This is a genomic window from Microbacterium salsuginis, from assembly GCF_012524205.1.
GTDB lineage: Bacteria > Actinomycetota > Actinomycetes > Actinomycetales > Microbacteriaceae > Microbacterium > Microbacterium salsuginis.
The window spans coordinates 186,889-204,281 of record NZ_JABACI010000005.1; the positions used below are offsets into that span (position 1 = coordinate 186,889).

The following is a 17,393-nucleotide window of genomic DNA, read 5'->3' on the forward strand; positions in this document are numbered from 1 at the left end:
ACTCCGTCGGCATAGATCCGCTCGACGGCGCCTGCGCCGTCGGTCGTGGGTTCGTCAGGCACCAAGGCTCGCTTCCTGAAGTCCTCCGGCGAGCACGTGGGCGTGCACATGGAAGACGGTCTGGCCCGCGTTCGGGCCGGTGTTGAAGATCAGACGGAAATCGCCGTCGGCGTGCTCGGCGGCGAGGGAGTTCGCCAGTCCGACCAGTTCGGCGAGGAGGTCGGGATCGCCCGCGGCGAGCTCGACGACGTTGCGGTACTGCTCGCTCTTGGGGATGACGAGCAGGTGCACGGGGGCCTTCGGCGCGATGTCGCGGATCGCGAACGCGTTCTCGGTCTCGGCGATGATCTCGGACGGGATCTCTCCGTCGAGGATGCGCGTGAAGATCGAGGGTTCGCTCATGCCCTCAGTCTATCGACGAGGCGGCTGACGAGGTCATGGCCGCTCGGAACGGCCGGAGCCGTGCGGCGGTACGCCGCACGGCTCCTCGATACGCCGATGCGCTGTCGGTGTCAGTCCTGCACGGCCCTCACGCGATCGAGCGCGGGCGGTGTGACCGGGGAGTGGGCCGTCAGGTAGCCGGCAACGGCATCCGCGCCGGAGAACGCCGTCCGATGCTGATCCTCAGCGCCCTGCAGTGCGGTGAACGGCGGGCGGAAGCCGGTCTGTGCGAAGTTGTTCGACAGTGCAGCGATGCGATAGGTCTCGTTCGGCTTCAGCGGAGCACCGTTGACCCGCACCTGCCCGAACGCGACTCTGTCGCCGACGGCGGCCGACGCGTCGTACCGGTACGTGACGTTGCCCGACACGGCCAGCGCCTGGAAGGTCTCGGCACCTGCGGCATCCAGCTGCCACTGGCTCTCGAGCAGATCGTGGATCTGCCGCCCGGTCACGTCCCCGGTGACGACCGCCCAGCCGATGCCGTTCTCGACGACCAGGCCGAAGAACACCTCACCGAAGGTCACCGCGCCCGGCGCGTCACCCGGCACCGCACTGCTCGGCGCGTGCGGCAGATCCCGCAGCAGCGTTCCGGGCATCGACACGGCGAGGTCGGCCGCGTCGCCGTCCTCCCCCGCCGCCCACAGGTACGCATCGGCCGTCAGGTTCGCGAGTGTCGACTCCTCGCGGTCGTCCGAGGTGCGCAGCAGGTCGCCGGTCTGGGTGGCGACGTGCTGGATGCGACGCTCCGCGAGCTGGTCCCGCCAGTACTGCGCCATCTCGAGGACGTCGGGATCCGGCGCGACATCGCGGGTGTTCGCGTGGCTGATCGAGGTCGTGCGGTCCCGCAGCACCTCGCCGGACTCCCGGTCGAGCTCCAGGTTGATCTCGCTGATGAGCCGCCCGTGGTTGGCGGCCTCGACCACCGGGCGCGGGTTCCCCGCCGGGTCGGGCAGGCTGCAGTTCACGAGCGCATGCCAGTGTCCGGTGACGATCGCGTCCACGGTTGGCGAGATCGCCTTGTTCATCTCGACGATCGGTCCCGAAGGCGCAGCACAGTCGTTGAACCCGAATCCGCCCTGCTGCGTGAAGCCTTCGTGCATGACGGCGACGATCGCCTTGACGCCCTGCGCTTCGAGCTCGGCGGCATAGGCGTTGACCGCTTCGGCCTCGTCGGTCACGCGCAGCTCACCGGACGGCCAGTACGACAGCCCGCCCTCGGTCGTGGTCGCGGTCGTGGTGTGGATGAATCCCACCGGCACCGAGCCGCCACGCCCATCGGAGACGTGCTCGACGTGGTAGGGCGGGGCGACGAGCGCACCGGTGCCGTCGATGACGTTGGCGGAGTAGTACTCGTAGTCGGCGCCGTCGAACTTCTCACCGGTCGAGTCTGTGAAGCACAGATCGCCGTCGGGACGCCCCTCGCAGGTTCCCTCGGTCATGTGGCGGAGGTAGTCGAGGTTGCGGTCGAGCTCGTGATTGCCGATCGTCGAGAACTGCAGGCCGATCATGTCCAGGAACTCGATCGTCGGCTCGTTCCAGAACCATCCGGTCTCGGCGGGCCAGCCCGAGAAGTCGTCGCCGGCGGAGAACAGGAGTGAGTTCGCTGCCGGGAGCCCTCGCTCGGTCCGCAGCCGGTCGACATGCGCGGCGAGAAACGCACCGCCGCCCACGGTCTGCGGGGGCTGCCCCGCGTGCGCTCCCGGGACCGTGGTGGTGTAGTCCCCGAAATAGCCGTGCAGGTCGGTGATCGACAGCAGTTGAACGGGAACCGTCTCGGCCGCGGCGATGTCGGCGGGTGCCGCAGCGTCAGGCATCGCCAGTGCGGGCAGCGCGGGCACGGTGATGGCCGCGGCGGCGGTGGCCACCGCCAGCAGGCCGGTCAGACGTCGTCGGACGGAGGTTCGGCGCATGGAGCATTCCAATCGGGAGGCGAACGGAGATGCTCCCCACGGAATCAGCGCGGCCCCGGTGGATGTCGGAACCCCTGGAGACCCGCGCGTGACGTCGACGTGAACAGTCGGTGATGCCTCACCAGCGTCCGAGGGCGGTGCTCACCACCGCCAGCGCCGCGGGCCCGGCCGTCGACGTGCGGAGCACCGTCGTGCCGAGACGCACGAGCCGGGCTCCGGCGCTTTCGAGGAGTTCGAGCTCTTCCGCCGCGATTCCGCCCTCCGGCCCGACCACGAGCACGATGTCACGATCGTCGGGCAGTGACACCGACGACAGCGCGACTGGTGCTGACGGCTCGAGGACGAGGACGACGGATGCTGCGGCGCGGCCGGCCAGCGCCTTCGTACTGTGCAGCACGGCAACGTCGGGCACCCACGCGCGATGCGCCTGCTTCGCGGCTTCGCGCACGATGCCCGCCCATCGCTGGCGGCCCTTGTGCTCCTTCGCGGAATCCCAGCGGGACACGCTGCGCGCGGCCTGCCACGGAACGACCTCGTCGACGCCGAGCTCGGTGGCCGCCTGCACGGCCAGTTCGTCGCGGTCGCCCTTGGCCAGAGCCTGCGCGAGAACGAGGCGAGGCTGCGCGGCGGGGACATCGTCACGCGCTGTGACGCGAACGACCACCTCGCGCGGGGCGGCCGTCTCGACGATGCCGGAGAGCCACGCGCCACGGCCGTCTCCGACCGTCACCTCCTCCCCGGCGCGGACGCGACGGACGGCGGCCGCGTGATGGGCTTCCGGGCCTGTCAGCGCGACGGCGTCACCGGGCTGCGCGACGGACGCGTCTTCCACCAGGAAGTGCAGCGGCATCCGTCAGCCGTTCCGGAAGCGGTCACGCAGCTTCGCGAAGAGCCCCTGGTGGAACTCGGCCAGCTTGGGAGAGGGTGCCTTGGTGCGCTTGGCGAAGTCCTCGATCAGCGCGCGTTCCTTCGCATCGAGCCGGGTCGGCGTCACGACGTGCACGCCGACGCGAAGGTCGCCGCGCTGGGTGCCGCGCAGCGGCGTGATGCCGCGACCCTTGATCGTCAGCACGTCGCCGGCCTGGACGCCGGGCCGCACCTCGAGGTCGACCGGACCGTCGAGCGACTGGATCGTCGTGGTCGTGCCGAGGATCGCGTCCGGCATGGACACTTCGAGGGTCGCGAGCAGGTCGTCGCCGTCGCGGCTGAAAACCTCGTGCGGCGCCACCGTGACCTCGATGTAGAGATCGCCGTTGGGTCCGCCGGCGGGGCCGACCTCTCCCGACCCGGGCAGCTGGAGCCGCAGTCCGGTTTCGACGCCGGCGGGGATGTCGAGCGACACCGTGCGGCGCGCGCGGACCCGGCCCTGACCCTGGCAGGTCGCGCAAGGATACGGGATCGTCGTGCCGTAGCCCTGGCACACGTTGCAGGGCTGATTGGTGATGACGTTCCCGAGCAGGCTCCGCACCTGACGCTGCACGTGGCCGGTGCCATGGCAGATGTCGCATGTGACGGGGCTGGTGCCCGGCTGGCAGCATGAGCCCTGACAGGTCTCGCACAGCACCGCGGTGTCGACATCGATGTCTCGGTGGACGCCGAAGACGACATCGCCGAGTTCGAGGGTGACCCGGACGAGCGCATCCTGCCCGCGTTCCCGCCGCGAGCGCGGACGGCCGCCGCGAGAACCGCCGGCCGAGCCGAAGAAGGTCTCGAAGATGTCGTTGAACCCGCCGAATCCGCCGGCTCCGCCGAAAGGCGTGTCGCCGCCCATGTCGTACCGCGCGCGCTGATCGGGGTCGCTCAGCACGTCGTAGGCGTGGGTGACGAGCTTGAAGCGCTCGGACGCGTCCTCGCCCGGGTTGACGTCCGGATGGAGCTCGCGCGCGAGCCGTCGATAGGCCTTCTTGATCTCATCGGGGGTGGCGTCTCGCGAGACGCCGAGGACCTCGTAGTGGTCAGCCACTTTCGCCTTCCTGCCGCGGCAGAGCCGCGGGATCGTGTGTACGCGTCCGCGTCAGCGGCTGCTCTCGTCTTCTTCGAGCATCCGCGTGAGATAGCGCGCGACGGCTCGCACCGCCGCGAGGTTCGTGGGGTAGTCCATGCGCGTCGGCCCCATGACGCCGACGCGGGCGCGCGAGCCCGTCGCGTCGTAGTCGCTGGCGAGAACGGATGCCTCGGCCAGCCCGAACGCCTCGTTCTCGCGGCCGATGCTCGCCGAGAGACCCTGCTCATCGGTGACCATCTCGCCCATGAGCCGCAGCAGCGTCACCTGCTCCTCGATGGCCTCCAGGAGCGGGTAGATGCTGCCGCGGAAGTCCGCCTCGCGGCGAGCGAGATTCGCGCTGCCCGCCATGACCAGCTTGTCCTGGCGGAACTCCTCGAGCTCCTCGGCGACCGCCGTCACGATCTCGTCGGTGGCGGCTTCGCGTGCCGCCGGATCCGGTCCCGTTGCCGCGAGACGCTCCGCGATCCGCTGCAGACCTTCGCGCACCGGGCGCCCGACGAGGAGCGTGCCGAGTTCCGCGCGCATCCGGGCCAGATCGGCCTCGTCGAACTCGTCGCGCACGAAGGTCAGCCGCTGCGAGACGCGACCGGTGTCGGTGACGACGATCACCAGCATCCGTCCGCCGCCCAGCTGCACCAGCTCGACGTGGGTGACCGTCGCCCGGGCGAACGACGGATACTGCACGATCGCGACCTGGCCGGTGAGGCGCGTGAGGGCGCGTACAGAGCGGGCGAGCACGTCGTCCAGATCGCCGGAGCCGTCGAGGAACGCCGCGATCGCGGACCGCTGCGCAGAGCTCAGCGGTCGAAGCTGGGCGAGGTGGTCGACGAACACCCGGTAGCCCTTGTCGGTCGGCACACGTCCCGATGATGTGTGGGGAGCCGCGATGAGCTCTTCGTCCTCGAGCAGCGCCATGTCGTTGCGGATCGTCGCGGCCGACACGCCGAAGGCGTGCCGCTCGACGATCGTCTTGCTGCCGACCGGCTCACGCGTGTCGACGTAGTCCTGGACGATCGCGCGCAGCACCTCGAGTCCGCGTTCGCTGACCATCCCGACTCCTCACGCTGCTTGGGCGCCCGGTGTGGCGACCCACACCTTTGGCACTCGCATGACTGGAGTGCCAATTCTACCGGATCCGCGGCCTCGTGCCCCGGAGGCGCGTCAATCGGTCAGCGCACGCACCACGGCGTCCGCGAGGAGCCGCCCGCGGCGCGTCAGCACGATGCGTCCGCCGAACGCCGCCGGAGCCTCCACGAGGCCGTCCGCGATGAGCGCGGCCGTCTGTCGGCGCCTGTCGCCGGGCAGATCGGCCAGCGCCAGGCCGTCGCGGATGCGGGTGCGCAGCAGCACCGTCTCGAGCGCACGGGCCGCGGCATCCGTCACTTCCCTGCCCGCGGCGGGCGACTGGGCGTGGGCCAGCCGCTGGGCGTACGCGGCCGGGTGCTTGACGTTCCAGAACCGCACTCCGGCGATGTGGCTGTGGGCGCCCGGCCCGAAGCCCCACCAGTCCGCCCCCGTCCAGTAGGCGAGGTTGTGCCGAGAGCGCCGGCGGTCCTCGCGCGCCCAGTTCGACACCTCGTACCAGTCGAAACCCGCGGACGTCAGCAGCTCGTCGGCGAGCTCGTACATGTCGGCCTGCAGATCGTCGTCGGGGGCCGCCAGCTCGCTTCGGCGGATCTGGCGTGCGAGCTTGGTCCCGTCCTCGACGATGAGGGCGTATGCGGAGAGGTGGTCGGGCTCCAACTCGATCGCCGCCTCGAGCGAACGGCGCCAATCGTCCAGCGACTCCCCCGGCGCGCCGTAGATCAGATCCACGCTCACATCCAGCCCTTCGGCGCGCGCCGCCGTCACGGCGGCGCGGACGCTCTCGGGGCGGTGCGTGCGGTCGAGGGTGGCCAGCACGTGCGGCACGGCGGACTGCATCCCGATCGACATGCGGGTGACACCGGATGCCGCCAATTCCGCCGTCACGGCCGCCGAGACGGTGTCGGGGTTCGCCTCGACGGTGATCTCGGCGTCGTCCGCGAGGCCGAATGCGGCCCTGACGCCGTCGAGCATGCGGGCGAGGTCCCCCGCCGGGAGCAGTGTCGGCGTTCCGCCACCGAAGAAGACCGTTCCTGCCGGACGGCGGCCGCCCACCCGGTCGAGCATCGTCGCTGCGAGATCGATCTCGCGCAGCACCGTGTCGGCGTACTGGTCCTGACGGGCGCCGCGCAGCTCGGTCGCCGTGTAGGTGTTGAAGTCGCAGTAGCCGCAGCGCACGCGGCAGAACGGCACGTGCAGGTAGACGCTGAACGGCCCGTGCGGATCGACGCGCAGCCCGGGAGGGAGCGGCCCGTCGATCGGCACCGGCTCGCCGAGAGGAAGCGCGGAGCCCATGCGGTTCAGGCCGGCGTGGAATACAGCGGCGAGATCGCCCGCAGATAGCGGGTGAACAGCTCGCGGCGGCGGCGGCGCGTCAAGCCCGGAAGCACCCGGTACAGCATCGCGCGGGGCGCGTCGAAGGCCCGAACCGTGAACCACACCTCGTCGTTGTCGTGCCAGTCGAGCATGAAGGACTCCTCGCCGCTCACGACCGAGTCGCTCACGGTCCCCAGCGCGAATCCCACGCGGCGCGGCTCCTCCACCGCGAAGATCACTCGCAGCTCGGCGTCTGCGCGCAGCCCCTTCACGCGCCCCTCGACGCGGATCGTGGTGCCGGCGCCGACGTACGGCGTGCCGTCGCTGTCATAGCGCACGTCGGTCTCGGATCGCGCCGGTGCGATCGGATTCCCCTCCGCGTCGAAGCTCACGCCGGAGTACATGGGCCCCGATGCGGGGCGCACGTCCTTCAGCTCGAGGCCGGCTCCGCGCTGCGCTGTCCATGAGAGCAGCGCGTCACTCGCGGCCTGGAATCGCGCTTCGCCGCTGCCGATCCGCCACGACTGCTCCGCCGGGATGCTGCGCTCCGGCGGATACTGCATGAGATCCGGCGCCTGCGTCGCCCCGACGGCGGCGTAGTCGACGGTGTCGTCCCGGAATGTCCCTCGACGCATCTCACCAGCCTACTTCGAGGCCTTCCCCTCGACGTCTCCCGACAATGCGGCGATGAACGCCTCCTGGGGAACCTCCACTCGACCGACCATCTTCATGCGCTTCTTGCCCTCCTTCTGCTTCTCGAGGAGCTTGCGCTTGCGGCTGATGTCACCGCCGTAGCATTTGGCGAGCACGTCCTTGCGCATCGCGCGGATGTTCTCGCGTGCGATGATCCGCGCGCCGATCGCGGCCTGGATCGGGACTTCGAACTGCTGGCGCGGGATGAGCTTGCGCAGCCGCTCGGTCATCATCGTGCCGTAGGCATACGCCTTCTCGCGGTGCACGATCGAGCTGAAGGCGTCGACCTTGTCGCCCTGCAGCAGGATGTCGACCTTGACGAGATCGGCTTCCTGGCTGCCGGCCGGTTCGTAGTCCAGGCTCGCGTATCCCTGGGTACGGGACTTCAGCTGGTCGAAGAAGTCGAAGACGATCTCGCCGAGCGGCATGCTGTAGCGCAGCTCCACGCGCTCTTCGCTGAAGTACTCCATTCCGAGGAGGCTGCCCCGGCGGGACTGGCACAGCTCCATGACGGTGCCGACATAGTCCTTCGGCGTGAGGATCGCCGCCTTCACGACCGGTTCGCTGACCGTCGCCACCCGCCCGTCGGGGTACTCGCTCGGGTTGGTGACGGTCACCGTCTCGCCGGTGTCGGTCGTCACCTCGTAGATGACGCTCGGCGCCGTCGTGATGAGGTCGAGATCGAACTCGCGCGCGAGCCGCTCGGTGATGATCTCGAGGTGCAGCAGGCCCAGGAAGCCGCAGCGGAACCCGAAACCGAGAGCGACCGAGGTCTCGGGCTCATACTGCAGCGAGGCGTCCGACAGCTTCAGCTTGTCGAGGGCCTCGCGCAGTTCGGCGTAGTCGCTGCCGTCGATCGGGTAGATGCCCGAGAACACCATGGGCTTCGGGTCGGTGTAGCCGGGCAGCGCGTCCGTCGCGGGCTTGCGGTGCGTCGTGATCGTGTCACCGACCTTGGATTGGCGCACATCCTTCACACCCGTGATGAGGTAGCCGACCTCGCCGACGCCGAGTCCCTTGGTCGGGGTGGGCTCAGGATTCGAGACCCCGATCTCGAGCAGCTCGTGCGTCGCGGTCGTCGACATCATCTGGATGCGCTCGCGCGGCGAGAGCGTGCCGTCGACCATCCGGACGTAGGTCACCACGCCGCGGTACGAGTCGTACACCGAATCGAAGATCATCGCCCGGGCCGGGGCATCCGGATCCCCCTTCGGGGCGGGGATCTCGCGCACCAGACGGTCCAGCAGCTCCTCGACGCCCTGGCCGGTCTTGCCGCTCACCCGGAGCACATCGTCCGGGTCGCCGCCGATCAGGCCCGCGAGCTCCCTCGCGAAGCGGTCGGGGTCGGCGGCAGGCAGATCGATCTTGTTGAGCACGGGGATGATGTGCAGGTCGTTCTCGAGCGCGAGGTAGAGGTTCGCCAGCGTCTGCGCCTCGATCCCCTGCGCCGCATCGACGAGCAGGATCGCACCCTCGCACGCCGCGAGCGAGCGGCTCACCTCGTAGGTGAAGTCGACGTGCCCGGGCGTGTCGATCATGTTGAGCGCGAACGTCGAGCCCTCGGACTGCCAGGGCATCCGCACCGCCTGCGACTTGATCGTGATGCCGCGCTCGCGCTCGATGTCCATGCGGTCCAGGTACTGAGCGCGCATGTCGCGGTCCGAGACCACGCCGGTGATCTGCAGCATGCGGTCGGCCAGCGTGGACTTGCCGTGGTCGATGTGGGCGATGATGCAGAAGTTGCGGATCAGCTCAGGAGGGGTCGCGGACGGCTCGAGAGGCTTCAGGGCGCGGGGTGACATGTCCAGACGATTGTACGGGTGCCAGTCCTGCGCCCACTCCGTTCGCCGCTACGTGGGGCCGAGCCCCCTGACGTCGGGGCCCAGCCGCGTCCCGGACTCCGTTGCCGGCCGGCGGCATGCCGACCACGTGGGCGCGAGCAGCCCGGCTACCCTGAGACGGTGGTCGTTCAGGTCGTGCTCGTACACGGCATCCGGACATCCGCCACGATGTGGCGCTCGCAGGTGGCACACCTCGAGGGACGCGGGATCCCCGTGCACGCGATCGATCTGCCGGGGCACGGCGCTCGGATGGCGGAGACATTCACGCTCGAGGGCGCCTTCGCGACCATCGACGACGCGGTGACGGATGCCGCGGCCCGCGGTCCCGTGCTGCTCGCCGGCCATTCGATGGGAGGCCTGCTGAGCGTCGAGTACGTGGGTCGCGAGAATCCTCCCCCGGTGGCGGGCTTCATCGCGGCATCGTGCACGGCGATCCCGCGCGGACTGGGACTGACGACCTACCGGCTGCTCGCGCGAGGCTTCGATGCGCTGCCGGATCGCGGGATGTGGCTCACGAACCGTGTGCTCGACCGCACCCTTCCCCCCGAGACGCGCGAGGACTTCGGCGCCGGCGGATACGCGTTCGACACGCAGGACGCGGCTCTGCGGAGCCTTTCCGTCCTGGACCTGCTCGCGGCGCTGCGCAGGATCGACGTGCCGCTGTGGTTCATCAACGGCCAGTACGACCAGCTGCGGCTCAACGAGAGGCTCTTCGTCGGCGTGGCGCAGCACGCCGAGCTCATCGTGGTGCCGCGCACGAGTCACCTCGTGAGCGCGATGCGTCCGTCGGTGTTCAACGCACTCCTCGACGTGGCGATCGCGACGATCGAGCAGAACGCGCGTCCCGAGCGGACGCCGGCACGGAGCCGGCCGGAGACCTGATAGAATCCTTGTTTGGCTTGCGTGTGGGTTATCCCTCACGATCGCCGCCAGGCGCCCTCTCTCGCCGAACGGCATCTCCATCCGATCACTCCGAACGAAAGAACGTCGACACGTGGCGAACATCAAGTCGCAGATCAAGCGCAACAAGACCAACGAGAAGGCGCGCGAGCGCAACAAGGCCGTCAAGAGCGAGCTGAAGACGCACGTGCGCCGCACGCGCGAGGCCGTCGCCTCGGGCGACAAGGCCGCAGCCGAGAAGGCACTGGCCACGGCCGCGAAGAAGCTCGACAAGGCCGTCAGCAAGGGCGTCATCCACAAGAACCAGGCGGCGAACCGCAAGTCGGCGATCGCCAAGCAGGTCTCGGCGCTCTGACATTCGTCGAAAAGGCCCGTTCCCTCCAGGGGACGGGCCTTTCGTCGCGTCAGGGCGCGTGCGCCGCGACGACCGTCGTCCGTGGTCAGGCGCCGTAGGGCGCGCGCGTCGCGATCACGGTGACCATGCGCTCGAGCGCGAAGACCGCGTCTCGCGAGCCGCCCTTGACCTCGGCATCCGCTCTGGCCGTCGCCTGGATCGCCATCCCCAGGCTCGACTCGTTCCACCCGGTCAGATCCCGCCGCGCACGATCGACCTGCCAGTCCTTCATGCCCAAGCGTGCGGCCAGCGCCGCGGACGGTTCGCGATTGCCGGCGACTCGCGCCATCGTCCGCAGCTTCATCGCGAAGGCCGCCACCAGCGGCACCGGGTCGGCGCCTGAAGCCAGAGCGTGCCGGAGCGCGATGAGCGCGTCGCCGTAGCGCCCCGCGATCGCGGTGTCGGCCACGGCGAACGACGAGATCTCGACCCGTCCGCCGTAATAGCGCTCGACGACCTGTTCGGTCACTTCTCCCGGCACATCGGCGATCAGCTGCTGGCACGCGGCCGCCAGCTCGGTGAGGTCGTCGGCGAAAGCCGAGACGAGCGCCCGCAGCGCGGCGGGTGCGATCCGCTTCTTCGCCGCCTGGAACTCCCCCGCCGCGAAGTCGAATCGATCGGAATCGCGCTTGATCGCCGGACACGGGATCTCGACGCCGCCACCCTCGCCCGCGCGGATCGCGTCGAGGAGCTTCTTGCCCCGCACGCTCGCGCCGGTATGGCGCAGCACGACGGTGGCGCCGTCCTGCGGCCCGGCGAGATACGACACCGCCTCGGCGAGGAACGCATCCGAGCACTTCTCGACACCGGTCACCCTCACCAGCCGAGGCTCTCCGAACAGCGACGGGGACGTGACCGCCAGGAGCGTGCCTGCCGTGTAGTCATCGGCGCGCAGATCCGACACCTCGAGCGTGGGGTCTTCGGCCCGCAGATAGTCCCGGACGCCGGCGATCGCGCGTTCCGCGCAGACATCCTCGGGTCCTGACACCAGCACGATCGGCGCGGGTTGCGGCGCACGCCACGACAGCTGCGGAATGGCGCTGCGAGCCGTTTTCGCAGGCGTGCGGCGAGGGGCGGGTGGCATGGCTCCAGCCTACCCAGCGGCTCCGACGCCGCCGCCTCGTTCGCGCCAGACCGAGAGCCGATCCCCGTCCTGCCAGATCGCGACCACACCGTCGCGGTCGGTACGCGCCACCACGGCGCCCGTCTGTGTGAGCACGTCGAGGATCTCGACCCGCGGGTGGCCGTAGTCGTTGCCGAGTCCGACGGTGACGACGGCGACGCCGGGATCGGCTGCCTCATAGAGGGCGGCATCCTGATCCGCACTGCCGTGATGAGCGACTTTGACCACCGCGTACGGCGGATCCAGCGAGCCGGCCGCCTCGATCGCACGCTGCGGCGAGGCCGAGAGGTCACCCAGCAGCAGTGTCGGCGGGATTCCTCCACCGCGGACGTCCAGCACGATGCTGGCGTCGTTGCCTGCGGGGAACGCGCGACTGTCCCCAAGCGGCCACAGCGCGCGCCACCTCGCGTCTCCGAGGGAGCCGGTCATACCGGCGGATGCTTCGACGAGGTGTGCTCCGGCGTCCGCGAGCACCGACAGCACGTCGGGCGCGCGCTCGTCGAGCGGGCCGTGCAGCACCGTCTCGACGCGTCCGGCCACGGCGGACACTCCGCCGGCGTGATCGAGGTCGTAGTGCGTCAGCACGAGCAGATCGATCCGCTCGATGCCGGTTCGTGACAGGCACGCGGTGAGAGCAGCGGGATCCGGCCCGGTGTCCACCAGTGCCACGGCGCCCGCCGAACGCAGCAGCACCGCATCCCCCTGTCCGATGTCGCATGCGACCACCGCCCACTCGGCGGGCAGGGTCCAGCGGCCGGCGACGGAGCTCAGGGCACCGTTGCCGAGGAGCACCCCGGCAACGCCGGCCACCACGACCGCGGAGATCACCCGGATGCCTCGCAAGCGCGCGCTGGACCCGGGCACGATGACCACCGCGGCCAGCGCTGCGCTCACCATCGCGAGGGCGAGAGCGCCGGGCCACCCTTCGATCCACGGGAGCAGATCGCCGGGCAGCTGCGAGACCGTGCCTGCTACCGCGGCGATCCACGACGCCGGCAGCCACGCGAGCGCGGCGAGACCCGCCTGCACCCATGGCAGCGGCGCGGCCAGACAGGCCGCGAGTCCCAGCACGGTGGTGACGGGCGCCAGCGGGCCGGCGAGCAGATTCGCAGCCACGCCGTACAGCGACACCTGCGGCGCGATCAGCACGAGCAGCGGCCCGCACGCCAGCTGCGCCGCCAGCGGCACGGAGACCGCGAGAGCGAGAGGGCGAGGCATGACGCAGGCGAGGCCGGCCGCCAGGGGCCGCGCGCACAGCAGGAGCGACGCTGTCGCGGCAGCCGACAGCGCGAAGCCGAGCGAGGCGGCCAGCCAGGGATCCGCGACGAGCGCGCCTGTCACCGCCAGCGAGAGCACGGTCATCCCCATGCCGGTGCGCCCGAGGAGGACGCCGAGCATCGCGATCGCAGCCATGGCCGCGGCGCGCACGACGCTGGGCTCCGGGGTCACGAGCAGCACGAAGCCGCCGAGTACGACGACGCCGATGCCGCATCGCAGCCCCCGTGACGCCCCGCACGCCGCCGCGGCAGCGAACGCGATCCCGACGACGAGGGCGCAGTTCGCCCCCGACACCGCTGTCAAGTGCGACAGCGACGACTCCTTCATCGACGCGTCGAGCGCAGGCGTCACGGCAGAGGTGTCGCCGACCGCCAGCCCGGGGACCAGTCCGGCGCCCGCGCCGGGCAGCCCGACGACCGACCGGACGAGGCCCTGACGCAGGTGCGCGGTGACACCCGCGGCACCGTCCGGCGGTCGCACCACCTCGACGCCGCGCGCCGCCCACAGCACCGCCACGGCGCGCTCCCCCGGCCGCGCCGGCGATGCCGTCCCCCGGACCGTCACCCGGGAACCGACGTCGAGTGCGGCCAGGCCCTCGACCGCCCCGGGATCCACCCGCACGACGACGTCGGCGCGTGCGTCGCGTACCCACACGCCAGCCGTCCAGCGCAGCGCCGTCGCGTCGAAGGCCAGGGTGCCGTCCGCGCGACGCTCGATCTTGCCCACGACATCGGCCACCACCTCCAAGGCCCGGCCGTCGCTCATCGCGAACTCCGCGACCGCATCCCGCGCGGGCATGGTCAGCGCGACATGCGATGCGACGGCGGCCGACGCCGCGGCGGCGAGCACTGCGACGACGGCGGCCCGCCGCAGCCCCCTGTGCCTGTCGCCGTGAGATGCCGGACGGAGTGCGCGCACCCCGGCGATCGCCGTCGCGGTCAGCACAACGAGCCACAGCGCGACGGCCATGCAGGCAGTCGCGGCCGGCAGCAGGATTGCGACACCCCCGGTCACCCATGCGGCCGCGGCGACCGGCACCACGCGCAGCGACGCGCCGCGGCGGGCGTTCATACGGTCACGAGGTCGCGGAGGGACTCCAGCATCTTGTCGCCGATGCCCGGAACGGCCAGCAGATCCTCGATGCTCGTGAAGCCGCCGTTCTCCTCGCGCCAGGCGATGATCCGCTCAGCCATCGCGGGGCCGATGCGCGGGAGAGTCTCGAGCTGCGCCGCGTCGGCCTCGTTCAGATCGACGAGACCGCCATCGGATGCCGCAGGGCCGACGGCATCCGCAATCGCCTCGCCGATCTCGGGCACGTGCAGCTGTTCGCCGTCATCGACGGCTCGCGCGAGATTGACCGCCGCGCGATCCGCCGTCGCGGCGAACCCACCGGCCGCCGCGAGCGCGTCCACCACGCGCGCTTCCGAAGGCAGCACGTAGAGCCCCGGGGCCGCGACGGCACCCGAGACGTGGACGTAGAGCTCCGCACTCGCCTCGATCGTCGCATCCGCATCAGGCGTGGTGTCGAGCGCGATCTCATCGATCGGCGCGGTCGCTCCGCGGAGGATCCCGATCGCCACCGTGATCGCGAGAGCGGCGATGACGAGCACGACCAGCGCGCCGAACCCGAACCGCCGACGACCGCCGGATCCGGAGCTGTCGGCACCTGTCACGCACCCACGCTAGGCATCCTCCACGGACGGCCGAGCGCGACCTGAGTCATCTGTGCAGACCTGGCCGCAGCGTGCGCCTGGGGAGGAGGCTCAGTGCGTGCTGAAGCTCACGACCTTGGGGGGCCTCACCACGGCTCGAGTGATCTCGCGACCAGCGAGCGAGCGGGTCACTCGCTCGTCCGCGCGCGCGAGCTTCTCGAGCTCGGTCGCGTCGATTCGTGCCGGTACCGTCAGGGTCGCCCGCACCTTGCCGTCGATCTGGACCACAGCCGTGACGCTCTCTTCGACCAGCAGCGTCGGGTCGGGGTTGCGCCACGGGACCACGCCGACGAAGCCCTCATAGCCCAGGATCTCCCACATCTCCTCCGCGGTGTGGGGCGCGAACAGGTCCAGGATCATGGCCGTGGCCTCGGCGGCCTCGCGCACCGCAGGATCCGCCGGGCCTGCGCCGGTGTCGATCGCCTTGCGCGTCGCGTTGACGAGCTCCATCAGCCGGGCCACGACGACGTTGAACTTCGTCTGCTCGACCAGGCCCGGAGCATCCGCCAGGAGACGATGGGTGATGCGGCGCAGCGACGCATCGCCTTCCGCCCACACCACGTCGGGGGCGCTCGTGACGTCCTTGGCGACCCGCCAGGCACGCGCGAGGAACTTCTGAGCCCCGGTGGTCGAGACGTCCTCCCAGTTGATGTCGTCCTCGACCGGTCCGGCGAAGACGATCGCGACGCGAGACGCGTCGGCGCCCGGGTCGACCATGCTCGCGGCGAACTCGACGAGGTTGCCCTTCGACTTCGACATCTTGCTGCCGCCGAGGAGCACCATGCCCTGGTTGATGAGGCTCGAGAACGGCTCGGTGAAGTCGATCAGCCCCATGTCGAAGAGCACCTTGGTGATGAACCGCGCGTACAGCAGGTGCAGGATCGCGTGCTCCACGCCGCCGATGTAGGAGTCGACGGGCGCCCACCGGTCGGCCTCGCGCGAGGGGAACGCCTGCGTCGGGTCGTTCGCGGCGAGGAAGCGCAGGAAATACCACGAGCTGTCGACGAACGTGTCCATCGTGTCGGGGTCGCGCAGCGCCGGCTCGCCCGTCTCGGGGTCGACGGTCTGCATCCACTCGCGGGCGCCGCCCAGCGGCGACGTGCCCTTGGGCGCGAGATCCAGCCCGCGGGCGTCCGGCAGCTCCAGCGGCAGCTGCTCCTCCGGCACGGGCACGATGCGGCCGTCCTGGGTGTGGATCATCGGAATCGGCGTGCCCCAGAAGCGCTGGCGCGAGATGAGCCAGTCACGCAGCCGGTACGACTTCGCGGCGCGGCCGGTGCCCGCCGCGGTCAGCTCCTCGATGATGCGTGCGATCGCGTTCCGCTTGGACAGTCCGTCCAGCGACGCGGAGTTGATCAGCCGGCCGTCGCCCGTCAGGGCGACGCCGGTCCTGGCAGGATCCAGGTCCGACAGGGAGTCGCCGGCGCCGGGGTCGATCGGCACGCCTTCGTCGTCGAGCTCGATCACCGGGATCGCCCCGGTGATGGGCGCAGTCGTATCGACGACCACCTTGACCGGCAGGTCGAACGCGCGTGCGAAGTCGAGGTCGCGCTGGTCGTGCGCGGGAACGGCCATGACCGCGCCGTGGCCGTAATCGGCCAGGACGTAGTCCGCCGCCCAGATCGGCAGCCGCTCTCCGTTGATCGGGTTGATCGCGAAGCGGTCGAGGAAGACGCCGGTCTTCGGCCGGTCGGTGCTCTGACGCTCGATGTCGGTCTCACGCTGGACCCGCTCGAGGTAGTCCTGGAACCGCATCCGCACTTCAGCGGACGAGCCGGCAGCGAGCTCGGCCGCGAGGTCGCTGTCGGGCGCGACGACCATGAACGTCGCACCGTGCAGCGTGTCGGGCCGCGTGGAGAACACCGTGACCTTCTCGTCGCGACCCTCGATCTCGAAGTCGATGTCTGCTCCGACCGAGCGGCCGATCCAGTTCCGCTGCATGCGGATGACCTTCTGCGGCCAGAAGCCCTCGAGCTGGTTGAGGTCGTCGAGCAGTCGGTCGGCGTAGTCGGTGATCTTGAAGTACCACTGCGTGAGCTTCTTCTTGACCACTTCGGCGCCGCACCGCTCGCAGTGGCCGTCGACGACCTGCTCGTTGGCGAGCACCGTCTGGTCGTTGGGGCACCAGTTGACCGGGCTCTCCTTGCGATAGGCGAGGCCGCGCTCGAACAGACGCTGGAACAGCCACTGGTTCCAGCGGTAGTACTCGGGGTCGCTGGTGTGGAGGATCCGGCTCCAGTCGTATGACGAGCCGTACTGGCGGAAGCTCTTCTTGTGCTGCTCGATGTTGGCGTAGGTCCACTCGCGCGGGTCGGCGCCGCGCTGGATCGCCGCGTTCTCAGCGGGGAGCCCGAACGAGTCCCATCCGATGGGGTTCAGCACGTTGTAGCCCCGATGGCGCCAGAAACGCGCCACGACGTCGACGTAGGCGTAGCTCTCGGCGTGGCCCATGTGCAGGTCGCCCGACGGATAGGGGAACATGCCGAGCACGTACTTGCGCGGCCGGGTGTCGTCCTGGCCACCGGCGCGGAAGGGGTCCGCCTCGGCCCAGCGAGCCTGCCACTTCTCCTGGATCGCGAAGGCCTCGTAGCCGCCCTCCGCGGGCGAGCTGCCGTCGGAGGGCACAGAAGTGTCGGGGGTCTGACTCACGGGGGAAGAACCAATCGTGGGATGCCGGGGGGCGCGCACAGCGCAAC

The 17,393-nt window shown here is 70.2% G+C and carries 14 protein-coding genes; 2 read left to right on the forward strand and 12 right to left on the reverse strand.

Features of this window, described 5'->3' with window-relative positions:
- Positions 1–54 precede the first annotated feature (54 nt).
- The 8 genes from HF576_RS16935 to lepA all read right to left on the reverse strand — a co-directional run bounded on the left by HF576_RS16935 (position 55) and on the right by lepA (position 9,251).
- Positions 55–402: an HIT domain-containing protein gene (locus HF576_RS16935; protein ID WP_168914013.1), complete on the reverse strand. Its 348-nt coding sequence runs from the start codon at positions 400–402 to the stop codon at positions 55–57.
- Between the two features lie 110 nt (positions 403–512).
- Positions 513–2,351, reverse strand: coding sequence for a bifunctional metallophosphatase/5'-nucleotidase (locus HF576_RS16940; protein WP_168914014.1), 1,839 nt, complete (start codon positions 2,349–2,351; stop codon positions 513–515).
- Between the two features lie 118 nt (positions 2,352–2,469).
- Positions 2,470–3,201, reverse strand: coding sequence for a 16S rRNA (uracil(1498)-N(3))-methyltransferase (locus HF576_RS16945; RefSeq protein WP_168914015.1), 732 nt, complete (start codon positions 3,199–3,201; stop codon positions 2,470–2,472).
- A gap of 3 nt (positions 3,202–3,204) precedes the next feature.
- Positions 3,205–4,314, reverse strand: a complete 1,110-nt coding sequence (dnaJ, locus tag HF576_RS16950; protein ID WP_168914016.1) for a molecular chaperone DnaJ — start codon at positions 4,312–4,314, stop codon at positions 3,205–3,207.
- A 51-nt stretch (positions 4,315–4,365) separates the two neighbouring features.
- Complete coding sequence (gene hrcA, locus HF576_RS16955) at positions 4,366–5,406, reverse strand: heat-inducible transcriptional repressor HrcA (RefSeq protein WP_168914017.1); 1,041 nt, start codon at positions 5,404–5,406, stop codon at positions 4,366–4,368.
- Between the two features lie 111 nt (positions 5,407–5,517).
- Complete coding sequence (gene hemW / locus HF576_RS16960; protein WP_168914018.1) at positions 5,518–6,735, reverse strand: radical SAM family heme chaperone HemW; 1,218 nt, start codon at positions 6,733–6,735, stop codon at positions 5,518–5,520.
- Positions 6,736–6,740: 5 nt separating this feature from the next.
- Positions 6,741–7,391 (reverse strand): DUF1990 domain-containing protein, encoded by a 651-nt coding sequence (locus HF576_RS16965; protein WP_168914019.1) that lies wholly within the window; start codon positions 7,389–7,391, stop codon positions 6,741–6,743.
- A gap of 9 nt (positions 7,392–7,400) precedes the next feature.
- Complete coding sequence (gene lepA, locus HF576_RS16970) at positions 7,401–9,251, reverse strand: translation elongation factor 4 (protein ID WP_168914020.1); 1,851 nt, start codon at positions 9,249–9,251, stop codon at positions 7,401–7,403.
- A 159-nt stretch (positions 9,252–9,410) separates the two neighbouring features.
- Here lepA and HF576_RS16975 point away from each other — a divergent pair, with 159 nt between their 5' ends.
- Positions 9,411–10,172 carry an alpha/beta fold hydrolase gene (locus HF576_RS16975; protein WP_168914021.1) on the forward strand — a complete coding sequence of 254 codons (762 nt, stop codon included), beginning with the start codon at positions 9,411–9,413 and terminating at the stop codon, positions 10,170–10,172.
- A 112-nt stretch (positions 10,173–10,284) separates the two neighbouring features.
- Positions 10,285–10,545, forward strand: coding sequence for a 30S ribosomal protein S20 (rpsT, locus tag HF576_RS16980; RefSeq protein ID WP_168914022.1), 261 nt, complete (start codon positions 10,285–10,287; stop codon positions 10,543–10,545).
- An 85-nt stretch (positions 10,546–10,630) separates the two neighbouring features.
- Here the strand turns inward: rpsT and holA are convergent, their stop codons facing one another.
- The 4 genes from holA to leuS form a co-directional block, all read right to left on the reverse strand.
- Positions 10,631–11,668 (reverse strand): DNA polymerase III subunit delta, encoded by a 1,038-nt coding sequence (gene holA, locus HF576_RS16985; RefSeq protein WP_168914023.1) that lies wholly within the window; start codon positions 11,666–11,668, stop codon positions 10,631–10,633.
- A gap of 9 nt (positions 11,669–11,677) precedes the next feature.
- The gene (locus tag HF576_RS16990) at positions 11,678–14,056 is read right to left on the reverse strand and encodes a ComEC/Rec2 family competence protein (protein WP_168914024.1); all 2,379 of its coding nucleotides are present in this window, start codon (positions 14,054–14,056) and stop codon (positions 11,678–11,680) included.
- On the reverse strand, positions 14,053–14,658 hold the full coding sequence (locus HF576_RS16995) for a ComEA family DNA-binding protein (RefSeq protein ID WP_343234327.1): 606 nt from the start codon (positions 14,656–14,658) through the stop codon (positions 14,053–14,055). Before HF576_RS16995 ends, HF576_RS16990 begins: the two co-directional genes overlap by 4 nt.
- 90 nt (positions 14,659–14,748) lie before the next feature.
- Positions 14,749–17,346 carry a leucine--tRNA ligase gene (leuS, locus tag HF576_RS17000; RefSeq protein WP_168914025.1) on the reverse strand — a complete coding sequence of 866 codons (2,598 nt, stop codon included), beginning with the start codon at positions 17,344–17,346 and terminating at the stop codon, positions 14,749–14,751.
- Positions 17,347–17,393: the final 47 nt, after the last annotated feature.